This window comes from Pectobacterium sp. IFB5596, from assembly GCF_021432585.1.
Classification (GTDB): domain Bacteria; phylum Pseudomonadota; class Gammaproteobacteria; order Enterobacterales; family Enterobacteriaceae; genus Pectobacterium; species Pectobacterium punjabense.
On the sequence record NZ_LXFY01000014.1, the window covers coordinates 1 to 17123 of the forward strand.

Genomic DNA, 17123 nt, shown 5'->3' on the forward strand with positions numbered 1-17123 from the left:
CCGCGAAGCCATCCCCGGTGTCCGCTACTCTGGGCGTGGGGCGAAAATGCGCACGCCGCATATCGTTCCCCTCTCCCGTCAGTCCATCACTATTCTGAAACAGATGCGGGATATATCCGGGCATCAGGAACTGATATTCCCCGGTGACCATAATCCGTATAAACCAATGTGCGAAAACACGGTCAACAAGGCGCTGCGCTTGATGGGTTATGACACAAAAGATGAAATCTGCGGCCACGGATTCAGAGCTATGGCCTGTAGTGCGCTAATGGAGTCTGGCCTATGGTCACAGGATGCCGTTGAACGTCAAATGAGTCATCAGGAACGCAATAGCGTTCGAGCGGCTTACATCCATAAAGCAGAATATCTCGATGCCCGTAAAGCGATGATGCAATGGTGGTCGGATTATCTGGATACCAATCGAGAAGGATATGTTGCGCCATACATTTATGCTCAACAACATAAGACGGCTGGAGCTGCCTGATCGATAACACCCTTAAGAGCAGATCCTGATCAAAGGATCTGCTTTTCGGACTGCGAGAAGTTTTTTCCGTCAGCATTTCACAAAAAATCTAGAAACGTCAGGAAATTACTCAGGCCGGATAGAGGAATGAAGGTCTATTGCGGGGTAATCAACAACGTAGAATTAGGGTTACTTTTCTTGTAACGATGGTACTGCAAGATTAGCGTTGCGAGATCTTCATCGACAGCATAAAAATAGGCTTCCGGCACATCCAGCACCGCCGCAAACCGGCAAACCAGACCAAAATCCGGTGAACTGACTTCCCTTTCATATTGGCTTACGCGGGAACTCGACGTCTCTTCATCCAGCCCAGCGAGACAACCGAGCTCGACCTGTTTTAACCCTGCATTCACTCGGGCCAATCTTAATCGTTTACCAATCACGGCATTACCTGCTTCGCAGATTAACATAAGCCGATTATCGCCGTTCCCGCCATGCCTCTCTTAAAGTGGTTCTTTACCCAGTAAATTTAAAATTTATTATTGGTTATTTTAAACTCAAAAATGAAGATTTAATTTATTGATAGTAGGAATAATTAAATTTAGAAGGGTAAACGCACAGGAATTGAACACCAGACTCATTAGGGCACCAACCTTACTGAGGTGTGATGAGCAGCGTGGAGTTTGGGTTGGCTTTCTTGAAACGGTGATACTGTAAGATCAAGGTGGCGAGATCGTCATCGACGGCATAGAAATACGCTTCAGGAACATCCAGCACTGTAGCGAACCGAGAAACCAGCCCAAAATCTGGTGCACTGACTTCTCTTTCATATTGGCTCACACGAGAGCTTGCCGTTTCCTCATCCAGACCAGCTAGGCAACCGAGCTCTGCCTGCTTTAATCCCTTGTTTACTCGGGCTAGTCTTAATCGCTTACCAATCACGGTGTTATCCACAGTACTGATCAACATAGACTGATTATCGCTTCTCTAAACAAGTCCTTCTTGAAGCATTTCTTTCCTAAATAAATTTTATCTTTATTTTTGGTTGTTTTTTCACCCATAATAAAGATATAGTTTACTGGAAGAAGTAAAGTTTCAATCCAAGAGGAGGACGTATGAACATTGAACAACAGGAACAACGAATGGACTGGCATCCTGCCGATATCATTGCAGCACTGCGCAAACGAAAGACGACGTTAGCAGCCGTATCACGTGAGGCGGGTCTTAGTTCATCAACGCTTGCAAATGCACTAAACCGCCCCTGGCCGAAAGGTGAACGACTGATCGCCGACGCACTGGGCATTCCAGCGAGTGAAATCTGGCCGAATCGTTATTTCGATTCGCAAGGGCAGCGCATTCCGCGAGAAATTCGTCATAAAAACAATTAGATCACTTACTGGGCTTAATCGCCAACCATCAGGGAATAACATTCTGGTCTCCACTCGATTCAACCATTCCGCATCATCAATTGGTTCGTTAATTACCTCGAACCAATTGATATGCCTGATTCAGGGTATGTCCCTTCTTTTTTGATACAGAGCTTTGACTGTGTTGATCTGAATAAAATCTGTAACGCGTAGAGTAACAATCGACATGAGCGAGATAGCTAGTTTGGTGATGGCTTCCTAATTTAGACATTTTTTGTGACGGCCAGCGAAAAGCGATCAATAACATCATCGTTATCCCAACAACCCCTCACTAATCCTATTCCTCATTTTCAGAATCCTATCTATACGTCATGGCTGCATAAGGAAACGTTAGCCACCTATGCAATATATCATTTTCATATAAAGGAGATGAATCATGATAATGAAAAATAGGATGTTCAATACCAAAAGTGATGCATTTAACTGGATTACGATACCAGAAGCTATTGCGATAGCGACTCAGATAAGAAACTCACCGTTAACAGAAGCTGATATTTATCGCCATACCTTATACGGAGATATCAATCTTTCGCTCTACTTCCAATCTCCAGTCATCTTACGAAAAATCAAAACATCAAATGCTAAGGCAAAGCTTAAGCCTATAGGCAATCATTTGATTAACCAGCTATGCATTCTCGAAAAAAACTGTTTCATCAATAACAGAAACTTAATCGTCACCACCGAGGGAAAATATACTTCCCCCACTCAACAAGTGATTGATACAACGCTCATCGGTTATGAATACGTTCTGGTTCAACGTTTATTAGCGAGATCTCTGGGTATTCCACAACCCGTAATCGGAGAAAATCACGTTAACTATGGTCTTACTGTCAATATCGGCGACGATCACTTTCAAATATTTGAGAAAATCAGGTATCGCGAAAGGATAAAACAGCAAATCATGAGACTCCCTAAAAATATCGCATCACATATTACTGAAAAAATCCCATACCAGAAAACAAAGCAGTATAGCCATAGAGAATATTTTCCGATTCATGATTTGCCAAAGGATGCATGTTTTGTCATAAAATATACCGAACTTGAGAAATTAATTAGCATGCCTGCCAAAAATGATACCTCTCAGCCTTCCTCGACACGCATATCCACGCCATTATCTAGACTGTTCTGGCTTGCTTGTAAAAACAATGAGTCGATTAGACCATTAATCAGGCAACCCTATAAGCTTCTGTCCATCTTTGAACAGTGGGCCTCAGATGAAGGCATGACCGATCGATTCAGCGGCGATACGTTAAAAACGGCGCTTGAACGTGGTTCACCTACGTCCGCTTAGGCACCGAATTAAAATGACATTACACGCTTCAATCTAAAAACCCGTATTAAGGATTGTGGTGTCCGTAATACGGGCTCTTCAACTTTCACTCCTTTCCTCACTGTGTTTTTTTGTCATCTCCGGGCATATCCCATTTCTGCACTGGAGGTATTTATGACATCGCATCAGTTATTACGTCTGAAACAAGTGGAAGTAAAAACCGGCCTGAAACGCTCGCAAATCTACTTGTACATGAAAGAAGGTGCCTTTCCCTCTTCAATAAAGATTGGACCTGCCAGTGTGGCTTGGCTTGAATCTGAAATTGACGAATGGATTAACTTCAAATTATCTAACCGCTTAACGCGCTGAAGGGAGATATAGCATTATGTTCCCCTCACTGAATTACGCGGTATTAACAAACGCCCTTGCCGCACTCAAAGAAGGTAATTTTCGTTATTGTGAAACGTTAGGATTCACATTCGACGAATTGAATGCCCTCAATCAGCTATCCCTCGACGAACTGTTTATCGTCAGCCGGGCATCCGCACAGTTTATGTCGATCACTGTCCGTCACGACGTTCTACAACAGATCCTGACGCTGTCCCACCAGGAAGCACAACGCCAGCAGCAGATAAATCGCGCCGTCAGATTGGGAGGATCTATTGCACTCCTTAATCATTTTTTTGGCCTCACCTCGAATGAAGTCTGCGCCCGCCGCCGGTTGCTGGGTGTCACCATCCCTTATGGCCGAACGCCAATCCCAGATGAAGCCATTGATACGGAAATTTGGCTGTCATGGAAAAAGAGCCGCGCTGAAAACCTTGATACATCTGACGCGCTGGAAGCAATGATGCAGGTTACTGAATCATTGTCTTCCCGCGAAAAGGGGCTTTCTCTGACCGCCGTCTGGAACCGTATCACCCTTTGTGAGAAAGAAGCACTGAACAGGAGGACATCGCATGCCAGATGAGATCGATCGCGATCAGGAATTTAATGAGCAACGTCTGGAAGAGATGATTGAACAAAACCGTTTCAAACCAGCAACTACCCCCTCATTACATTATTGTCGTTTGTGCGGTGAACCCATCCCTGAGAAGCGGAGGAGAACCCTTCCGGGCGTGACAACTTGTACGGAATGCCAAACCATACTTGAGCGCCGTCAGAGCTGATAATCTACAAGAATATGCGCAGAGAAATGCCCTTCTCTGCGCGTTTTTTATTACCTCAATAAGTCACTATGCGTATTTTAAGCAATGAAGAACGGGGCTGGAAGCCAGCATCATTATTACTTATCGGTATTGCCTCAGCCTTGATCTGGCAAGGTTCCGTGTTAGAACCCAACAATCGGCAACGAGCAGAAGCTCACAATTATCCTAACAACCAATAGAGGCATTACTAAAATTGGCGTATTTTAATCAACGGGGAACAGCTCAATAGCTCAGTTGATATTGAACTTTCCTCCATAAATTCCTATCCACTTTTCATCAAATATATTTTCCTGAATTGATTGCGCATAACATGTAATGGAGATATTAATGATTATTACAAAGTTAATTATTGAGGGATTTAAGGGTTTCAAAGATCGATTCTTCATCGAGTTTAATGAGTCAGTGAACATTATCGTAGGCGATAATGAAGCGGGGAAAAGTACCATCCTTGAGGCTATCAATTTGGGTTTGACGGGGTTGTATGCAGGAAAACCTGTCAAGAACAACATCAGCCAATATCTCTTTAATGATCAACTGGTGAAGGAATATTTAGCCAGCCTTGCAACCGCAGCCAGACTGCCACCGCCAGCGCTATTCGTTGAGCTCCATTTCCAAAGAACGCCTGACACAGTTTTCCTAGAGGGAGATGGTAATTGCCTGAAGTCATCCTCAGTGGGAGTTGTGTTAAAAATCAAGTTTAACGAGGACTATAAAGCTGCCTATGAGGCACTCTTGAAAGCAGGTGATATCAAAACGTTGCCTATCGAGTATTACGATATTGAGTGGAAAAGCTTCAGCAGGGACCCACTTTTATCACGTAACATCCCCCTCAAGTCTGCATTTATCGATTCATCCTCGGCCAGAGGCAACAATGGGTCAGATGTTTACATCAGCAGAATAATCAAGGATTTGCTGACGGACGATGAGGTCATTAGCGTTTCTCAGTCGCACCGTAAGATGAAAGAAGCCTTCATATCAGACAAGTCTATCGAAACCATCAATAAGAAAATTATCAGTGCAAGCAAGATCACCAGTAAAAAGGTCACTATCTCGGTTGAGCTTTCCTCTCAAAAAGCATGGGAATCAAGTCTGATTACATGCCTAGATGATGTTCCGTTTAACTACATTGGAAAAGGCGAGCAAAGCATTGTGAAGACCAATTTGGCGCTCTCGCACAATAAAGCGAAAGAGTCGAATGTCATTCTGATTGAAGAGCCTGAAAATAACCTGTCTCACACCAAGCTTAATCTGCTCATCAAGACCATCAAAAACAACTGTGAAGGTAAACAGATCATCATTACGACTCACAGTAGTTTCGTTGCGAACAAACTCGGTCTTGGTGATCTGATTTTTCTCTCGAACCGCAAGACGACCAAGCTGGCTTCGTTAACACCGGGCACGAAAGAGTTTTTTGAAAAAATTGCGGGCTACGACACACTTCGAATGGTTCTGTGTAAGAAAGCAATTCTGGTTGAAGGCGATTCGGACGAGCTTGTTGTTCAGAAGGCATACATGGATGCGAACCATGGACGATTGCCCGTTGAGGACGAAATCGAAGTCATTTCAGTGGGGATTTCGTTTCTGAGATTTCTGGAAATAGCAGCGATTATCGACAAACCCACCCGCATCGTAACGGACAATGATGGCGATATTGCCGCAATCCAGAAAAAATACAACGCCTATCTGGGTGCGAATAAAAAAGCACACATAGATATATGCGTTGACCCGATTGTTGATACTGGTACGCTGATGATAGGTACAAAAAAATACAATTATAATACGCTTGAGCCTAAATTGCTGAAGGCTAACAGTAGGGCGAACCTTAATGCCATTTTAGGGACCGCACACACTTCTGATGATGATTTACGCATTTACATGCGTGCGAATAAAACAGATTGCGCATTGAAGATATTTAACTATACGAATACTGCGGCGCTCAGCGTACAGTACCCGCAGTACATTCTGGATGCGATCAAATGAACAAAGTCATTATCGCCTCTGCTGGAGCAGGTAAAAGCACCTTTGTGGTCAATGAAGCATTAAAAGCAGCCACTTCAGGCAAGCGTATTCTGATTACCACGTTCACCGAAGCATGCCGGGATGAAATAAATGTCAAAATCATTAAAGAGAATGGATGTGTCCCGCCTAATTTGTATGTGATCACCTGGTTTTCGTTTCTGATTAAGCACTGGATTAAACCCTATCAGGGGTGTTTATTTGACTATGACATCAAAGGCATGCTTCTTTGCAGCAGCAAATCCGGTGTAAAACCTTATAAGGTAGCGGGGAGACCCATCTACTGGGGGGAGAAAGATTTCAAGCAGCACTATTTCAGTTCTGATTTTAAGCTTTACTCCGATAAAATGGCCAAACTCTCTCTTCGCTGTGATGAGAAGTCGAGCGGAAAAGTCATCGCTCGAATGGCGTCGTGTTTTGATGAAATTTATGTGGATGAGGTTCAGGATCTCGCAGGTTACGATCTTGAAATTCTTCAAACACTGTTCAGATCACCCATTAAAATCACGTTGGTCGGCGACCCGCGTCAGGCCACTTACAGTACCGTCAATACTGAGAAAAATGCGAAGTACAAAAAAGCTGCCATCGTGAATTTCTTTGATGACAAGGCGGCAGGGGTCACAGTCGATGATAAAATGCTGAATGAGAACTTCCGATGCTTTCATGAAATCAATGATTTTGCCAATAAGCTCTATCCTACCTTTTCCCCTTCAGCCTCTAACGTACGTGGATTGTCAGGCCATGACGGCGTCTTTCTGTTGCCTGCAAAATTACTTAATCACTACCTGGAAACTTATACCCCCGTGCAGTTGCGCTGGGATAAGAGGCGCACCGTGGATGAACGGTATCCTGTCTTTACCTTCGGCACATCTAAAGGCCTTACATTTGAACGTGTGCTCATCTATCCTACCGACCCCATGCTGCAGTGGTTTCAAGATAATAATTCAGAACTCACCAATGATTCACGCGCCAAGTTGTATGTCGGCCTGACTAGACCTGTTAAAAGTGTTGCGATTGTTTTTAATGGTAGCGCAACTTTCAACTCGAACGGGATCAAAATTTACTCTACTGGGTAATGATCTTAACGGTCTTACCGTAATGCTCCGCTTCCTGTTATCTCAGAATTATATTTGAGATGTCCGCTGTTGACATGAAGTGGACAATATGGAGTAGCTAAGGTCTGGGACGGAAGTTACTTTTGGACATCAATGAGTTTGAGGCTGGGAGCCAAGTTATAAGGATAGCTACAAAAGCAGTGGCGATTCAGTGTAGCAAGACTGTCAACAACACCGCCGTATAGATTCACAGTTGCTGGCAGCCTGATAAAATTGCCAGGTCAGGGAGGTAGCACTAGCTTTAAAAAGCCGATGTTGGCGGCGTTTGATTATGCCGCCTTGGCACAGGTACCAGTACTGTTATTGTTAATCTCGCCTTTTAGCCACCGAATATGGATGCGCCAGAAGTGTAAAATTTATCTGTTACTGGGGTGTCTGATCTCTGACAGAATTACAGTAAGTTGTTCAAGCGATAGTGGTCGTCCCATATTGCTTTCAAAAGCCTTGTTAAACACCTTAAGCATTCTGTCGTACCCATCCACGCTTGGGATATGGGAGTTTAAATATCGCCCTTTGAACTCCTGAAAACGATCCAGTTTATTGATAATAAATTCTGCAGCGACCAACAGTTCGGATTCATTATTTCCATCAAAACCTCTGAAACGCGGATCGTCACCGAAAGGAGCAGCATCACGCTGAAGTATGGCTTTGTTCTCTTCGCTCAAGTGAGCATAGCTGTATTCGATAATGCTCCACATCTGCAGTATATCCAGTACATACTTTACCTCCGGAGGTGTTTCCTGATCTTTAAATGGAATGCCTGAAAATTTCCAAGGAATAGCCCAAGTCTGCTGATCAAAAATAGCTTCGCGGATGAAGTCGTGGTCTATGTCTCCCTCAACACCATTCTTGTCGTACAAATCACATAGCATAAGAAGAATAAGTTTTTCACTGTCTCTGATTTGCATGTTCAGTTACCTTTAGGATTGTACGTAAAATCATCGGCCACACGGTTAATTTCTGGTTGAAGGGATGATAATTTTGTATAAATAATGCGACTTTCTTTGAGTTTATCACTAGGCGTAATCGCATCCGATAAAGCTGAAATATGTGCTCTGATTTCTGCTGTAAATCTATCCACAGACACGTTAATTTTTTCTGAAAGCGGTGAGCCGGAGAAGGTTGTCTGAAACTGTTCCAAGAACTGTTCAGTTTCATCAATGATAGGATCCATTTTGATACCAACGATCTTCTCTGCACTACAACCTGGGCCAACCATTCGCAGCAATTTTATTGCACTACTCAGTGCAGCCTGGACATTCCCCGCTAGCCTAACATGTCGCTGATGATGGATTTGCTGCACAGCTGACTGCGCTTCAGTGGCGGCTTGGCGCGAGCGCCACCATCCCACAATTGAACCAATAGCACAGATAATAGTGACGCCAGTTCCTATTCGGGACAGCAGGATGTCATTGAATGCCATAAGATCCCCTGATTTATATATCTATCGCAATATAATAATTGAAAGCACAACTTTGTCACCTTAGAGCACCCTGTCCCCAATTTATTAACATAGCCTGGTGTCGGCAACGACTGCTTCTGGCACGAAGCAGTCCAAGTCAACAGCAGGGACTGCTATGAGCGAGGATCGGAAATTAACACACCTTTGAAAGTGGCCAAATTTAGCTATCCACTACAACCCTTAGCCCCTTACGCTTAATAGATATTTTCACTTACCGTAATGGAACTAGTCGTCTTTCCATTTGAAGCACTTGTGCTTCTTCGAGTTCACCTAACGTTCCTTTCCCGGGTTGTGTTTTCCCTATCTGCTCAGAAAGCATCTTATCAGCGTCTTGACAGACCATACTGACCCTTCTGAAACGATACGGTATTACAGGCAGAGTCAGGCGCAATTCCAGCGTCATAGTTTCTTGCGTGATTTTAGCAAACTGTCTTATATCACTGTTCATCTCCGTAACGGCTGCTAGGCACTGCGCTATTTTGCCTGCAGTTTCACCGTTACTCTTAGCAAGTTGGAAAAGTGTATCTTCAGGGACGGATAGACCTGACAGTTCCTGTTTGTGCAAAAAATCCAGCGATAGCGCTTCAACTTTATCACTCAATTCAGGAACACCATGCTCCAAATCTCTCACCCCACTCAGGAAAAGATATGAATTATAAGCATTTTCAGCGTAGCGATTTATCTTGTTCCCGATGGATGCCATGATCACATGCGAAACCTGTTTATCGATTTTCTCAGATTGGTTATAAGCCTGAACTGAGTAATAAGCTGCGATTCCAGAAATCGCCAAAGAAATGACCGAGATAACTAAATTTACCCCGGATGAAAAATTCATACTCAAATTATGTCTCTGTTATATGGATGGTTTATTGAGCATAATGATGCTTAGTTCTGCTAGCTAATACAAGCAATTTGGCTTCCTTCTATAGATTAGATACCACCAAATATAATTATCAAGATAACCATTAGGTATTCGTCGAAATAAGGATATTCCTCAATTATACTGGTAGTGCTCGCCATGCTTGAAGAGAGGCGTTGGCCGCGATGAGCGAAGAGCGGAAGTTCTCAGTTAATCTCGCAGCCAAATAGTTGCATCACTAACATTGCGGCGTGTTAATCAATGGGGAGCAGATCAATTAGGACAGAAATAAAAACTCCAAGCATTACTACAAGTCTGACATAAGAGCCAAACACATAACCCGTTCCCAGTGATTCACAAAAGGCGAATTACTGATTATTGTTTTAAATATAAGGTCTTTAGCAGCATTTTTATCTCCGAATAATGGTAGTACTGAGTTATATAGAGCTAAAAGCACAACTAACCTCGCACCAGCTTCTTTCGAGTATCTTAAAGATAAATCAAAATCGTTAAAATGTTTTTCCACTCTTTGTTTATGTGCATCATCCCAATCAGCAGGTGGAGAAACAAAATACTCAATAACTCCGGGCTCATCATTCTTGCCAACCAAGTATCTAGCCGATATCCACTGTTCATCATAATAACGGCTATCATCTAAATAGGGATGTATGATCTGTTCTGCTTCATTTCTTGCAAAAGCTTCCCCTTTACCATCCATATTACAATCTCGACAAGCTGGCACAAGATTAACAGGCAATATAGAGAACTGAGGATAGTGAGCTTTAGGCAAATAATGATCTAAATTTCGAGGACGCCCGATCCCACCACAAAATGGGCATTTTTCATTAGCAGCAATCATCAGGGCATCATAAATAGTTCGAGCAGGCTTTTTCTTCCCAACAACATAATTTCCATAAAGCTTAACAAAGTCAGATTTCTTTAACCGACCTACAACAATGGGGTCTTCCTCATCTTTGTTTTGCAGTGGTTGTATTGTATAAAGTTCACCAGTTAATGCCGATGCGCTATATGAAGCTGCCAATGTTTGCAAATCAGTTATTGCTTCATTTACTTTCAGCAACAAGCCCGGATTACCAGTTATGCCTTCGCGGCAGCTAGTCAGCATATCGGCATATGTGTAAGCAGGTTGTTTAAGTTTCAACATCACTTAACACTCCGATCTCTGTGTGTGACAAGCGCTTTTAATAGAGCTCGGGCTTCAACACCAAGCTGGTTACGATACTCATCGACTATCTCCTCATATGTTCCACCTGACTTAACTGATCGGACTAATAAATCGTGAAAACCGGATTTAACAACTTCAAGACCAAATACCTCTCTTGTTAAGATTCCTACATTCTCACCAAATGTTTCAATGTCTGGCCTGCGAGATTCGGTAGACAATCTTGAACGATTGATTTTCCAAACACATCGTTTAGGGACTTCTTGAAGTACCACAGGTGAGTGAGTTGCAATAATAGAAACACCATTTCTATCAAGTAGCAAATCAGACAACGCACGAATAAAAGCAGACAGTAACGGTGGATGAAGATGGCTCTCTGGTTCATCAATTAGCACTAACGTTTTTTCTTCCACCGTTGCGACTAAACGTGTAAGTGTTAATAACACAACCGCGTGACCGGAGCTCATTCTTTTTATACGTTTCCGTGCATTACTAACGAGCATCTCACCATTATATCCCGCTAGATTTTTCAGCTCCATGTTTGCAAAATTTTCATCAGACTCCAAAGTATCAATAGCCTGCAGCCATCTTTCACGCTTAGGAATCTGGCTAAAGCATAGCGTCAAAGCTTGTAGAAAGTCTTCATGAATATCATTTAGCCCTTTCAGCGACTCTCCTTTTTTTTTCAAACCTATATAGAAGTAGCAAGTTCCCTTTGATGGATCAGGCTGTTCACTTGGTGGCTCGAATGGATCGAATGCGCTAAATGACACAGAGACTAAACTACTAAAGTAATCATTATCAATCGGGTCATCACTCCACCCCTCCAGATCATAAAATTTTGCATTCGACGTACCTTTACTGGTAACAGCTTCAATCATTCCGTTTAGAATTGTCGTTTTCCCCACACCATTACGACCTATGATCGCATGAATATTGGTACTTGGTTTTTCTCCTACTTTCACTTTAAATGATAATTCGATATCGGAAATTTTGTCTTGTGCAGGGCGAATAAACTTAAACTCAAAATTAGTCAGTGGATTCTTTCCCTCAAGCACTCGCGCAAACTGACCTTTAATAACAGACAAACTAACATACCGAAGCAAAGACGTTTTAAAAACCTCCTCATCCTTAACAAGATCTATAAGTTCTGGTGCATAAGCTATATCTTTGAGCGCCTCAAGTAACGAAACTTTGACGGATTCTGGTAAATTTGAAATTTTCTGATAATAGTCGACATCCTGACCAACGGAAAAATATCCTTCTGGGAGAATTCTAAACCTGCTCCCTAACGTGGAGTAAGTTGATTTTTCAGTAGTTTGTCCTTGAAAGCCAATCTTGATATTCCCAATTTCATGCCGTTCACCGTTCTGATCAAACAGATACATGTAAAACATTGTAATGAATGAAAAGTCATTCCAACGATCCACATGCAGGTAAGCCGTACTAATGCCTGAGGCAGGAATACGTTGCTCTCGGGGTACAATAATGATATCCATATAATTTCCGAAAATCTTGTTTTGTTTAGACTCACCTAATTATATCAAAAACAATAATAGGAGTGTAAATATATTCTGCGAGAAACTTAAACATATAATAAAACTCAAAAATTCTTTTTGCGGTTACGCTACTAATTAAAGGAAGTATCGTCTGGAATTCTAATTATTAGTTAAACTAATTTACATATTAGCCGCGGTTGGACTTTTGACACAATAAGATTCTAGCAAAGACGGCTTCTGGCACAAAGCTGCCTGTCATATTAGGTATGTCCATAAGCGACAACTCAAAATCAAGCCAATACAACCCTTCAAATAATTATCACGCTATATATATTTCTCTCTCATTCCCTTTTTGATTTTATCATTTTTATCCTGACACTGATATCGCACGCTAATCACGCCACCTTCCACTGGCGAGCTTTATGGACGTTTATTCGTCCGGGCCGAGTATTGTTCTTTAAAAAGATGAGTCGGGCTGTCACACAACCACAATTCAGGGTGCCGCTGAATGTTCTCGCTGACCCGTTGAAACCGGAATGCAGAATCGGGATGTGATCAATTTAGTTAATTCACCATGACTTTTTATTAAAGGAAATAGCATGAGAAAACCTACCTATCACGTGTTTGTCACGCAGGAAAGCCAACCCGATACCAGCAGAGAGAAGAACACATATTGGACAAAAGTCGGCGTGGCGTTCGCGCATAACGGCAAACCCGGATTGAATATCGTACTGACACCCGGTATTGCTGTCTCCGGTAAGCTAGTGCTCCTTGAACCCAAGGATGATAGCGATACGCCGCAGGCACCCCAGCAAGATTAACGCTCAACTCCCCCACCTTTTCCCTTGCCATCGACTATCTGATGGCTATGTGTGGCTAGACTTATTACCGAGGCAATCATGCTTTCACCCACTGCTTTTCTGGCGGCGGTCATGCAGTGTGCCGCCACAATTCACCCCTCCACCGCATTTGATGTAGCTAAAGTGGAATCCAGCTTTAATCCTTACGCCGTCGCTGAGATTGTGCCGAAGGAAGAAAGAGCGCCCGATAGAGTAGGCGTCATTTCTCATCAGCCCACCAGCAAACAAACTGCCATCAACATCATCAAGCAGGTAGTAGCAAAAGGTCGCCGCTATTCGGTCGGGCTGATGCAAATCACCAGCACCAACTTCCGACATTACGCCGTGACGGCTCATGACTTGCTAGACCCCTGCACTAATCTGTCCGTTTTCGAGCGCATCCTTACCGACTGCTACCAGCGAGGTGGCACGCTGAAAAGAGCACTCAGTTGTTACTATTCCGGTAATTTCGATACGGGTCAGCAGCCAGAATCTGCCTTTAACCAAACCAGTTATATCCAGCGTATTGGCTATGCGGTCCCGTCGACAGGGGAAGATTTCAAGCGTAGTACCACCAGCCAATCCACCCCAGAGATTCATTACCCGACCACCGTCCTACGCGGTGAACTTACCGATAAAACCACACCGGTTTTGACCTCCTTGCACTATCCCAACGCCATCCTTCGCGGCGATGTGTCCCTACCTGTAATTAATGAGGAGAAATGACGATGCAAAAACGTAAATACCGGCCTGCGTTTTCTTCCCTGTTGATATCGACCCAAACGCTGGCAGCCGGGAGCGGATTTAATAAAGCCAACGACACGCTGAGTAATACCTCCACCGGCTTGCTCGGGCTGGCCGCCGTCACGATCACGCTGGCTACCATGTGGGTGGGTTACAAGGTGTTGTTTGACGGTAAAAGCCTGCATGACATGCGCAACGTCATTATCGGAGCCATCCTGATTGTCGGCGCATCGGGCTTTGGTGCTTATTGGGCATCCTAGGGGGAACCGATGACCACTTTGAACAAAGCACTGACCCGCCCTGCCGCCATTATGGGTATCCCTCTCGTTCCGTTCGTGATCGTCAGCGGGGCTATCGTCCTGCTGTCGGTCTATATCAGCTATTACCTTGCGTTGTTATTGATTCCAGCTTGGCTGGAAATGAAAGCAAAAGCTCGAACGGATATTCATTATTTCGAACTGATGTGGCTGGCCTTTAAAACTCGTGGGCGATTTGCCACGAATCGCCATTTCGGTGCCAGTGCTGTGTTGGCAAGCCACTATGACGCCGTCGATGTTTCGGAGTTTACCGATAAGATGAAATTAAACGAGCGCATCACACTGGATAAATACATTCCCTACTCTTCCCACATTCATCCTCACATCATAAGAAATCGCGCCGGTGATTTAGTCGCTACCTGGGAATTGGGCGGTACTGTTTTTGAATGTGAGGATGAACATCATCTGACATTGCTGGCAAGCCACCTTAACAACCTGATCCGCTCGTATGAAGGGCTACCTATCACCTTCTATATCCACCGCATACGGGAGAAATATCAGGATGGCTTTGAGGCCAATTCGGGCATTCCCTTTTCGGATGAAGTCACGGAACGCTATTACCAGCCACTAAAAGAGAAACCACTCTGGCGGCATCGGCTTTTTTTCACCGTCTGTTATGCCCCGTTCTCCACACTAGAGAAAAAAGTCATGAAGACGCAGCCAGCCGGAAAAAGGAAAGAGGCGCTGGATGATGCTCTGAAAGGGATGCTGGAACACCATGAAGCCATCCACACCGCCCTGTCACGTTACGTGGCAAAGCCATTGGGCCTCTATGAGGAAAAAGGTCGGGTTTACTCTTCGCAACTGGCTTTCTACCATCGCCTGATTACCGGCAAATGGCAGAACGTGGCGGTGACATGCACACCGTTTTATCACACACTCAGCACGCCGGATGTGTTCTTCACCACCGATACCGCCGAATGTCAGACGGTCGGCGGTTCCCACTTCTTCCGCAGTCTGGAAATTAAAGACTATTCACCGGAGACCTATACCGGCCTGCTCGATGCGCTGCTGTATGCCGAAAGCGAGTATGTACTGACGCAGTCTTTTACCTGTATGGCACGAGATGAAGCGCAAAATCATATCCGACTGGCGGAAAAACGGCTGAATTCAACCGACGATGACGCCATTTCACAGCGTGAGGAATTGATCGTCTTACGCGATCTGCTCCAGTCCGGGCATGTGTCTTGCGGCAAGTATCATTTCTCCCTGCTGGTCTCCTCCACCAGCGCCGATCAAGTGGTAAAGGAGACTAATGCGCTGGCCCAGCCTTTTAACGATCTCGGCATCATGACATCCCTGTCTACGTTGTCGTTACCTGCCGCTTATCTGGCTCAACTCCCCGGCGTCTACTCGCTGCGACCCCGTCTGGTAGTGGTCAGTAGTCAAAACTACGCGGATATGGGGAGTCTGCATAACTTTCATCCTCACAAACGTCACGGCAATCCGTGGGGTGAGGCTATCGCCATTCTGAAATCCCCCGGTGGTGGCGGTTATTATCTGAACTTGCATGACAGTCAGGCAGGACGAAATGACTTCAATGAGAAAACGCCGGGTAATACCGCCATCATCGGTAAAACAGGTTCAGGAAAGACTTTACTGATGACGATGATGAAACAGCTCATGCAGAAGTACCGCAATCCGGCGACATTCTCCGCTTCTGCCACCATCAAACGGCTGACCACCGTTTACTTTGATAAAGACAGAGCGGCGGAGATGTCGATCCGCCAGATGGGCGGTCGCTATTTCCGTATCCGGACCGGTATCCCTACCGGATTCAACCCATTTTCACTTGCTCCTACTCGACGAAATATCAGCTTTATCAAGCGGCTGATCCGCATGCTGTGCCGTCGTGACGGTAAGCCACTCGATCCCCGCGATGAAGAGCGTATCAGCGCCGCGGTGGACACCATAATGCTGGACTACCCGCCGGAATATCGCCGTTATGGTATTACCCGATTGCTGGAAGTGTTGCCCGAACCACCGACCAAAGAGGCACGAACTAACGGTCTGCGTATACGACTGAAACAGTGGGCGCAGGGCGGTGAATTCGGCTGGGTGTTCGATAACGAGGAGGATACCTTCAACATCAGCAATATTGATAACTTTGGTATCGACGGTACGGAATTCCTGGATGATGACGACATACGTGGGCCGATCACCTTCTACCTGCTCTATCGCGTCACCAGTCTGTTGGATGGTCGCCGACTGGTAATGTTCATGGATGAATTCTGGAAATGGCTGGCGGATGTCGAGTTTTCTAAATTCTCACTCAATATGCTCAAGGTGATCCGCAAACTGAACGGCATTTTTATCCCCGCCACCCAGTCGCCCGATGAAATCATCAGGCATCCCATCGCTCCGGCGATTATTGAGCAGTGCAGTACCCAAATTTTTCTCGCCAATCCCAAGGCCAGCCATACGGATTACGTGGAGAAAATGAAAGTCCCGGAAAGCGTTTACGACATGGTTCGTAAGCTTGATCCAAGCGAGCACTATATGGTTGTCCTGAAAACACCGCTGCGTACTGGTGAAACTCGCCCGTTTGTCGCCATGGCAAGAATGGATTTATCGGGCCTCGGGAACATCACCAAAATCCTGAGCGGCAGTGAAGACAACCTGAAAATATTTGATGCCATTTATCAGGAAGGCATGTCCCCCCAAGACTGGAAAGAAACGTTCCTTAACCAGGCAATCTGATATTCACCTCGGAGGTCATCA

At 44.6% G+C, this 17123-nt stretch carries 19 protein-coding genes; 12 read left to right on the plus strand and 7 right to left on the minus strand.

Annotated elements, in window-relative coordinates; translation table 11 throughout:
* A partial coding sequence (locus A6301_RS12550) for a site-specific integrase (RefSeq protein WP_234257922.1) occupies positions 1-484 on the plus strand: 484 nt, incomplete at its 5' end.
* Positions 485-618: 134 nt separating this feature from the next.
* Here A6301_RS12550 and A6301_RS12555 read toward each other — a convergent pair.
* Together A6301_RS12555 and A6301_RS12560 are read right to left on the minus strand one after the other, a co-directional pair.
* A complete protein-coding gene (locus tag A6301_RS12555) occupies positions 619-933 on the minus strand; it encodes a helix-turn-helix domain-containing protein (RefSeq protein WP_025918867.1) in 315 nt (104 codons plus the stop codon).
* Between the two features lie 184 nt (positions 934-1117).
* Complete coding sequence (locus A6301_RS12560; protein ID WP_025918866.1) at positions 1118-1432, minus strand: helix-turn-helix domain-containing protein; 315 nt, start codon at positions 1430-1432, stop codon at positions 1118-1120.
* A 146-nt stretch (positions 1433-1578) separates the two neighbouring features.
* Here A6301_RS12560 and A6301_RS12565 point away from each other — a divergent pair, with 146 nt between their 5' ends.
* The 7 genes from A6301_RS12565 to A6301_RS12595 all read left to right on the plus strand — a co-directional run bounded on the left by A6301_RS12565 (position 1579) and on the right by A6301_RS12595 (position 7460).
* On the plus strand, positions 1579-1851 hold the full coding sequence (locus A6301_RS12565) for a helix-turn-helix transcriptional regulator (RefSeq protein ID WP_014699383.1): 273 nt from the start codon (positions 1579-1581) through the stop codon (positions 1849-1851).
* A 415-nt stretch (positions 1852-2266) separates the two neighbouring features.
* Complete coding sequence (locus tag A6301_RS12570; protein WP_234257923.1) at positions 2267-3181, plus strand: hypothetical protein; 915 nt, start codon at positions 2267-2269, stop codon at positions 3179-3181.
* Positions 3182-3334: 153 nt separating this feature from the next.
* Positions 3335-3529, plus strand: coding sequence for an AlpA family transcriptional regulator (locus A6301_RS12575; RefSeq protein WP_025918863.1), 195 nt, complete (start codon positions 3335-3337; stop codon positions 3527-3529).
* Positions 3530-3545: 16 nt separating this feature from the next.
* Positions 3546-4130 (plus strand): DUF2857 domain-containing protein, encoded by a 585-nt coding sequence (locus A6301_RS12580; protein WP_234257924.1) that lies wholly within the window; start codon positions 3546-3548, stop codon positions 4128-4130.
* Entirely contained in the window at positions 4120-4329 is a 210-nt protein-coding gene (locus A6301_RS12585; protein WP_234257925.1) for a TraR/DksA family transcriptional regulator, read from the plus strand. Before A6301_RS12580 ends, A6301_RS12585 begins: the two co-directional genes overlap by 11 nt.
* Positions 4330-4695: 366 nt before the next feature.
* Positions 4696-6348 carry an ATP-dependent endonuclease gene (locus A6301_RS12590; RefSeq protein WP_234257926.1) on the plus strand — a complete coding sequence of 551 codons (1653 nt, stop codon included), beginning with the start codon at positions 4696-4698 and terminating at the stop codon, positions 6346-6348.
* The gene (locus tag A6301_RS12595; protein WP_234257927.1) at positions 6345-7460 is read left to right on the plus strand and encodes a UvrD-helicase domain-containing protein; all 1116 of its coding nucleotides are present in this window, start codon (positions 6345-6347) and stop codon (positions 7458-7460) included. Before A6301_RS12590 ends, A6301_RS12595 begins: the two co-directional genes overlap by 4 nt.
* A gap of 395 nt (positions 7461-7855) precedes the next feature.
* Here A6301_RS12595 and A6301_RS12600 read toward each other — a convergent pair whose 3' ends face one another.
* From A6301_RS12600 to A6301_RS12620, 5 genes are all read right to left on the minus strand, one after another.
* Positions 7856-8407, minus strand: a complete 552-nt coding sequence (locus A6301_RS12600; protein ID WP_234257928.1) for a YfbU family protein — start codon at positions 8405-8407, stop codon at positions 7856-7858.
* A 2-nt stretch (positions 8408-8409) separates the two neighbouring features.
* Positions 8410-8922: a hypothetical protein gene (locus A6301_RS12605; RefSeq protein ID WP_234257929.1), complete on the minus strand. Its 513-nt coding sequence runs from the start codon at positions 8920-8922 to the stop codon at positions 8410-8412.
* A 250-nt stretch (positions 8923-9172) separates the two neighbouring features.
* Positions 9173-9796 carry a hypothetical protein gene (locus tag A6301_RS12610; RefSeq protein ID WP_234257930.1) on the minus strand — a complete coding sequence of 208 codons (624 nt, stop codon included), beginning with the start codon at positions 9794-9796 and terminating at the stop codon, positions 9173-9175.
* A 331-nt stretch (positions 9797-10127) separates the two neighbouring features.
* The gene (locus A6301_RS12615) at positions 10128-10985 is read right to left on the minus strand and encodes an HNH endonuclease (RefSeq protein WP_234257931.1); all 858 of its coding nucleotides are present in this window, start codon (positions 10983-10985) and stop codon (positions 10128-10130) included.
* A complete protein-coding gene (locus A6301_RS12620; protein WP_234257933.1) occupies positions 10985-12502 on the minus strand; it encodes an AAA family ATPase in 1518 nt (505 codons plus the stop codon). The genes A6301_RS12615 and A6301_RS12620 overlap by 1 nt, the downstream gene beginning before the upstream one ends.
* Positions 12503-13101: 599 nt before the next feature.
* Between A6301_RS12620 and A6301_RS12625 the strand changes: the two genes are divergently transcribed.
* From A6301_RS12625 to A6301_RS12640, 4 genes are all read left to right on the plus strand, one after another.
* Complete coding sequence (locus A6301_RS12625; protein ID WP_234257934.1) at positions 13102-13323, plus strand: hypothetical protein; 222 nt, start codon at positions 13102-13104, stop codon at positions 13321-13323.
* Between the two features lie 78 nt (positions 13324-13401).
* Positions 13402-14067, plus strand: a complete 666-nt coding sequence (locus A6301_RS12630; RefSeq protein ID WP_234257935.1) for a lytic transglycosylase domain-containing protein — start codon at positions 13402-13404, stop codon at positions 14065-14067.
* Positions 14064-14345, plus strand: coding sequence for a TrbC/VirB2 family protein (locus A6301_RS12635; RefSeq protein WP_194429958.1), 282 nt, complete (start codon positions 14064-14066; stop codon positions 14343-14345). The genes A6301_RS12630 and A6301_RS12635 overlap by 4 nt, the downstream gene beginning before the upstream one ends.
* Before the next feature lie 9 nt (positions 14346-14354).
* Positions 14355-17102 (plus strand): VirB3 family type IV secretion system protein, encoded by a 2748-nt coding sequence (locus A6301_RS12640; RefSeq protein WP_234257936.1) that lies wholly within the window; start codon positions 14355-14357, stop codon positions 17100-17102.
* Positions 17103-17123 lie beyond the last annotated feature (21 nt).

Bases quoted from the DNA above. Each gene is read 5' to 3' on its own strand.
- A6301_RS12595 (WP_234257927.1), top strand. From the start codon at position 6,345: ATGAACAAAGTCATTATCGCCTCTGCTGGAGCAGGTAAAAGCACCTTT.
- A6301_RS12635 (WP_194429958.1), top strand. From the start codon at position 14,064: ATGACGATGCAAAAACGTAAATACCGGCCTGCGTTTTCTTCCCTGTTG.
- A6301_RS12585 (WP_234257925.1), top strand. From the start codon at position 4,120: ATGCCAGATGAGATCGATCGCGATCAGGAATTTAATGAGCAACGTCTG.
- A6301_RS12620 (WP_234257933.1), bottom strand. From the start codon at position 12,502: ATGGATATCATTATTGTACCCCGAGAGCAACGTATTCCTGCCTCAGGC.
- A6301_RS12610 (WP_234257930.1), bottom strand. From the start codon at position 9,796: ATGAATTTTTCATCCGGGGTAAATTTAGTTATCTCGGTCATTTCTTTG.
- A6301_RS12615 (WP_234257931.1), bottom strand. From the start codon at position 10,985: ATGTTGAAACTTAAACAACCTGCTTACACATATGCCGATATGCTGACT.
- A6301_RS12555 (WP_025918867.1), bottom strand. From the start codon at position 933: ATGTTAATCTGCGAAGCAGGTAATGCCGTGATTGGTAAACGATTAAGA.
- A6301_RS12590 (WP_234257926.1), top strand. From the start codon at position 4,696: ATGATTATTACAAAGTTAATTATTGAGGGATTTAAGGGTTTCAAAGAT.
- A6301_RS12580 (WP_234257924.1), top strand. From the start codon at position 3,546: ATGTTCCCCTCACTGAATTACGCGGTATTAACAAACGCCCTTGCCGCA.
- A6301_RS12560 (WP_025918866.1), bottom strand. From the start codon at position 1,432: ATGTTGATCAGTACTGTGGATAACACCGTGATTGGTAAGCGATTAAGA.
- A6301_RS12575 (WP_025918863.1), top strand. From the start codon at position 3,335: ATGACATCGCATCAGTTATTACGTCTGAAACAAGTGGAAGTAAAAACC.
- A6301_RS12605 (WP_234257929.1), bottom strand. From the start codon at position 8,922: ATGGCATTCAATGACATCCTGCTGTCCCGAATAGGAACTGGCGTCACT.
- A6301_RS12570 (WP_234257923.1), top strand. From the start codon at position 2,267: ATGATAATGAAAAATAGGATGTTCAATACCAAAAGTGATGCATTTAAC.
- A6301_RS12565 (WP_014699383.1), top strand. From the start codon at position 1,579: ATGAACATTGAACAACAGGAACAACGAATGGACTGGCATCCTGCCGAT.
- A6301_RS12625 (WP_234257934.1), top strand. From the start codon at position 13,102: ATGAGAAAACCTACCTATCACGTGTTTGTCACGCAGGAAAGCCAACCC.
- A6301_RS12640 (WP_234257936.1), top strand. From the start codon at position 14,355: ATGACCACTTTGAACAAAGCACTGACCCGCCCTGCCGCCATTATGGGT.
- A6301_RS12630 (WP_234257935.1), top strand. From the start codon at position 13,402: ATGCTTTCACCCACTGCTTTTCTGGCGGCGGTCATGCAGTGTGCCGCC.
- A6301_RS12600 (WP_234257928.1), bottom strand. From the start codon at position 8,407: ATGCAAATCAGAGACAGTGAAAAACTTATTCTTCTTATGCTATGTGAT.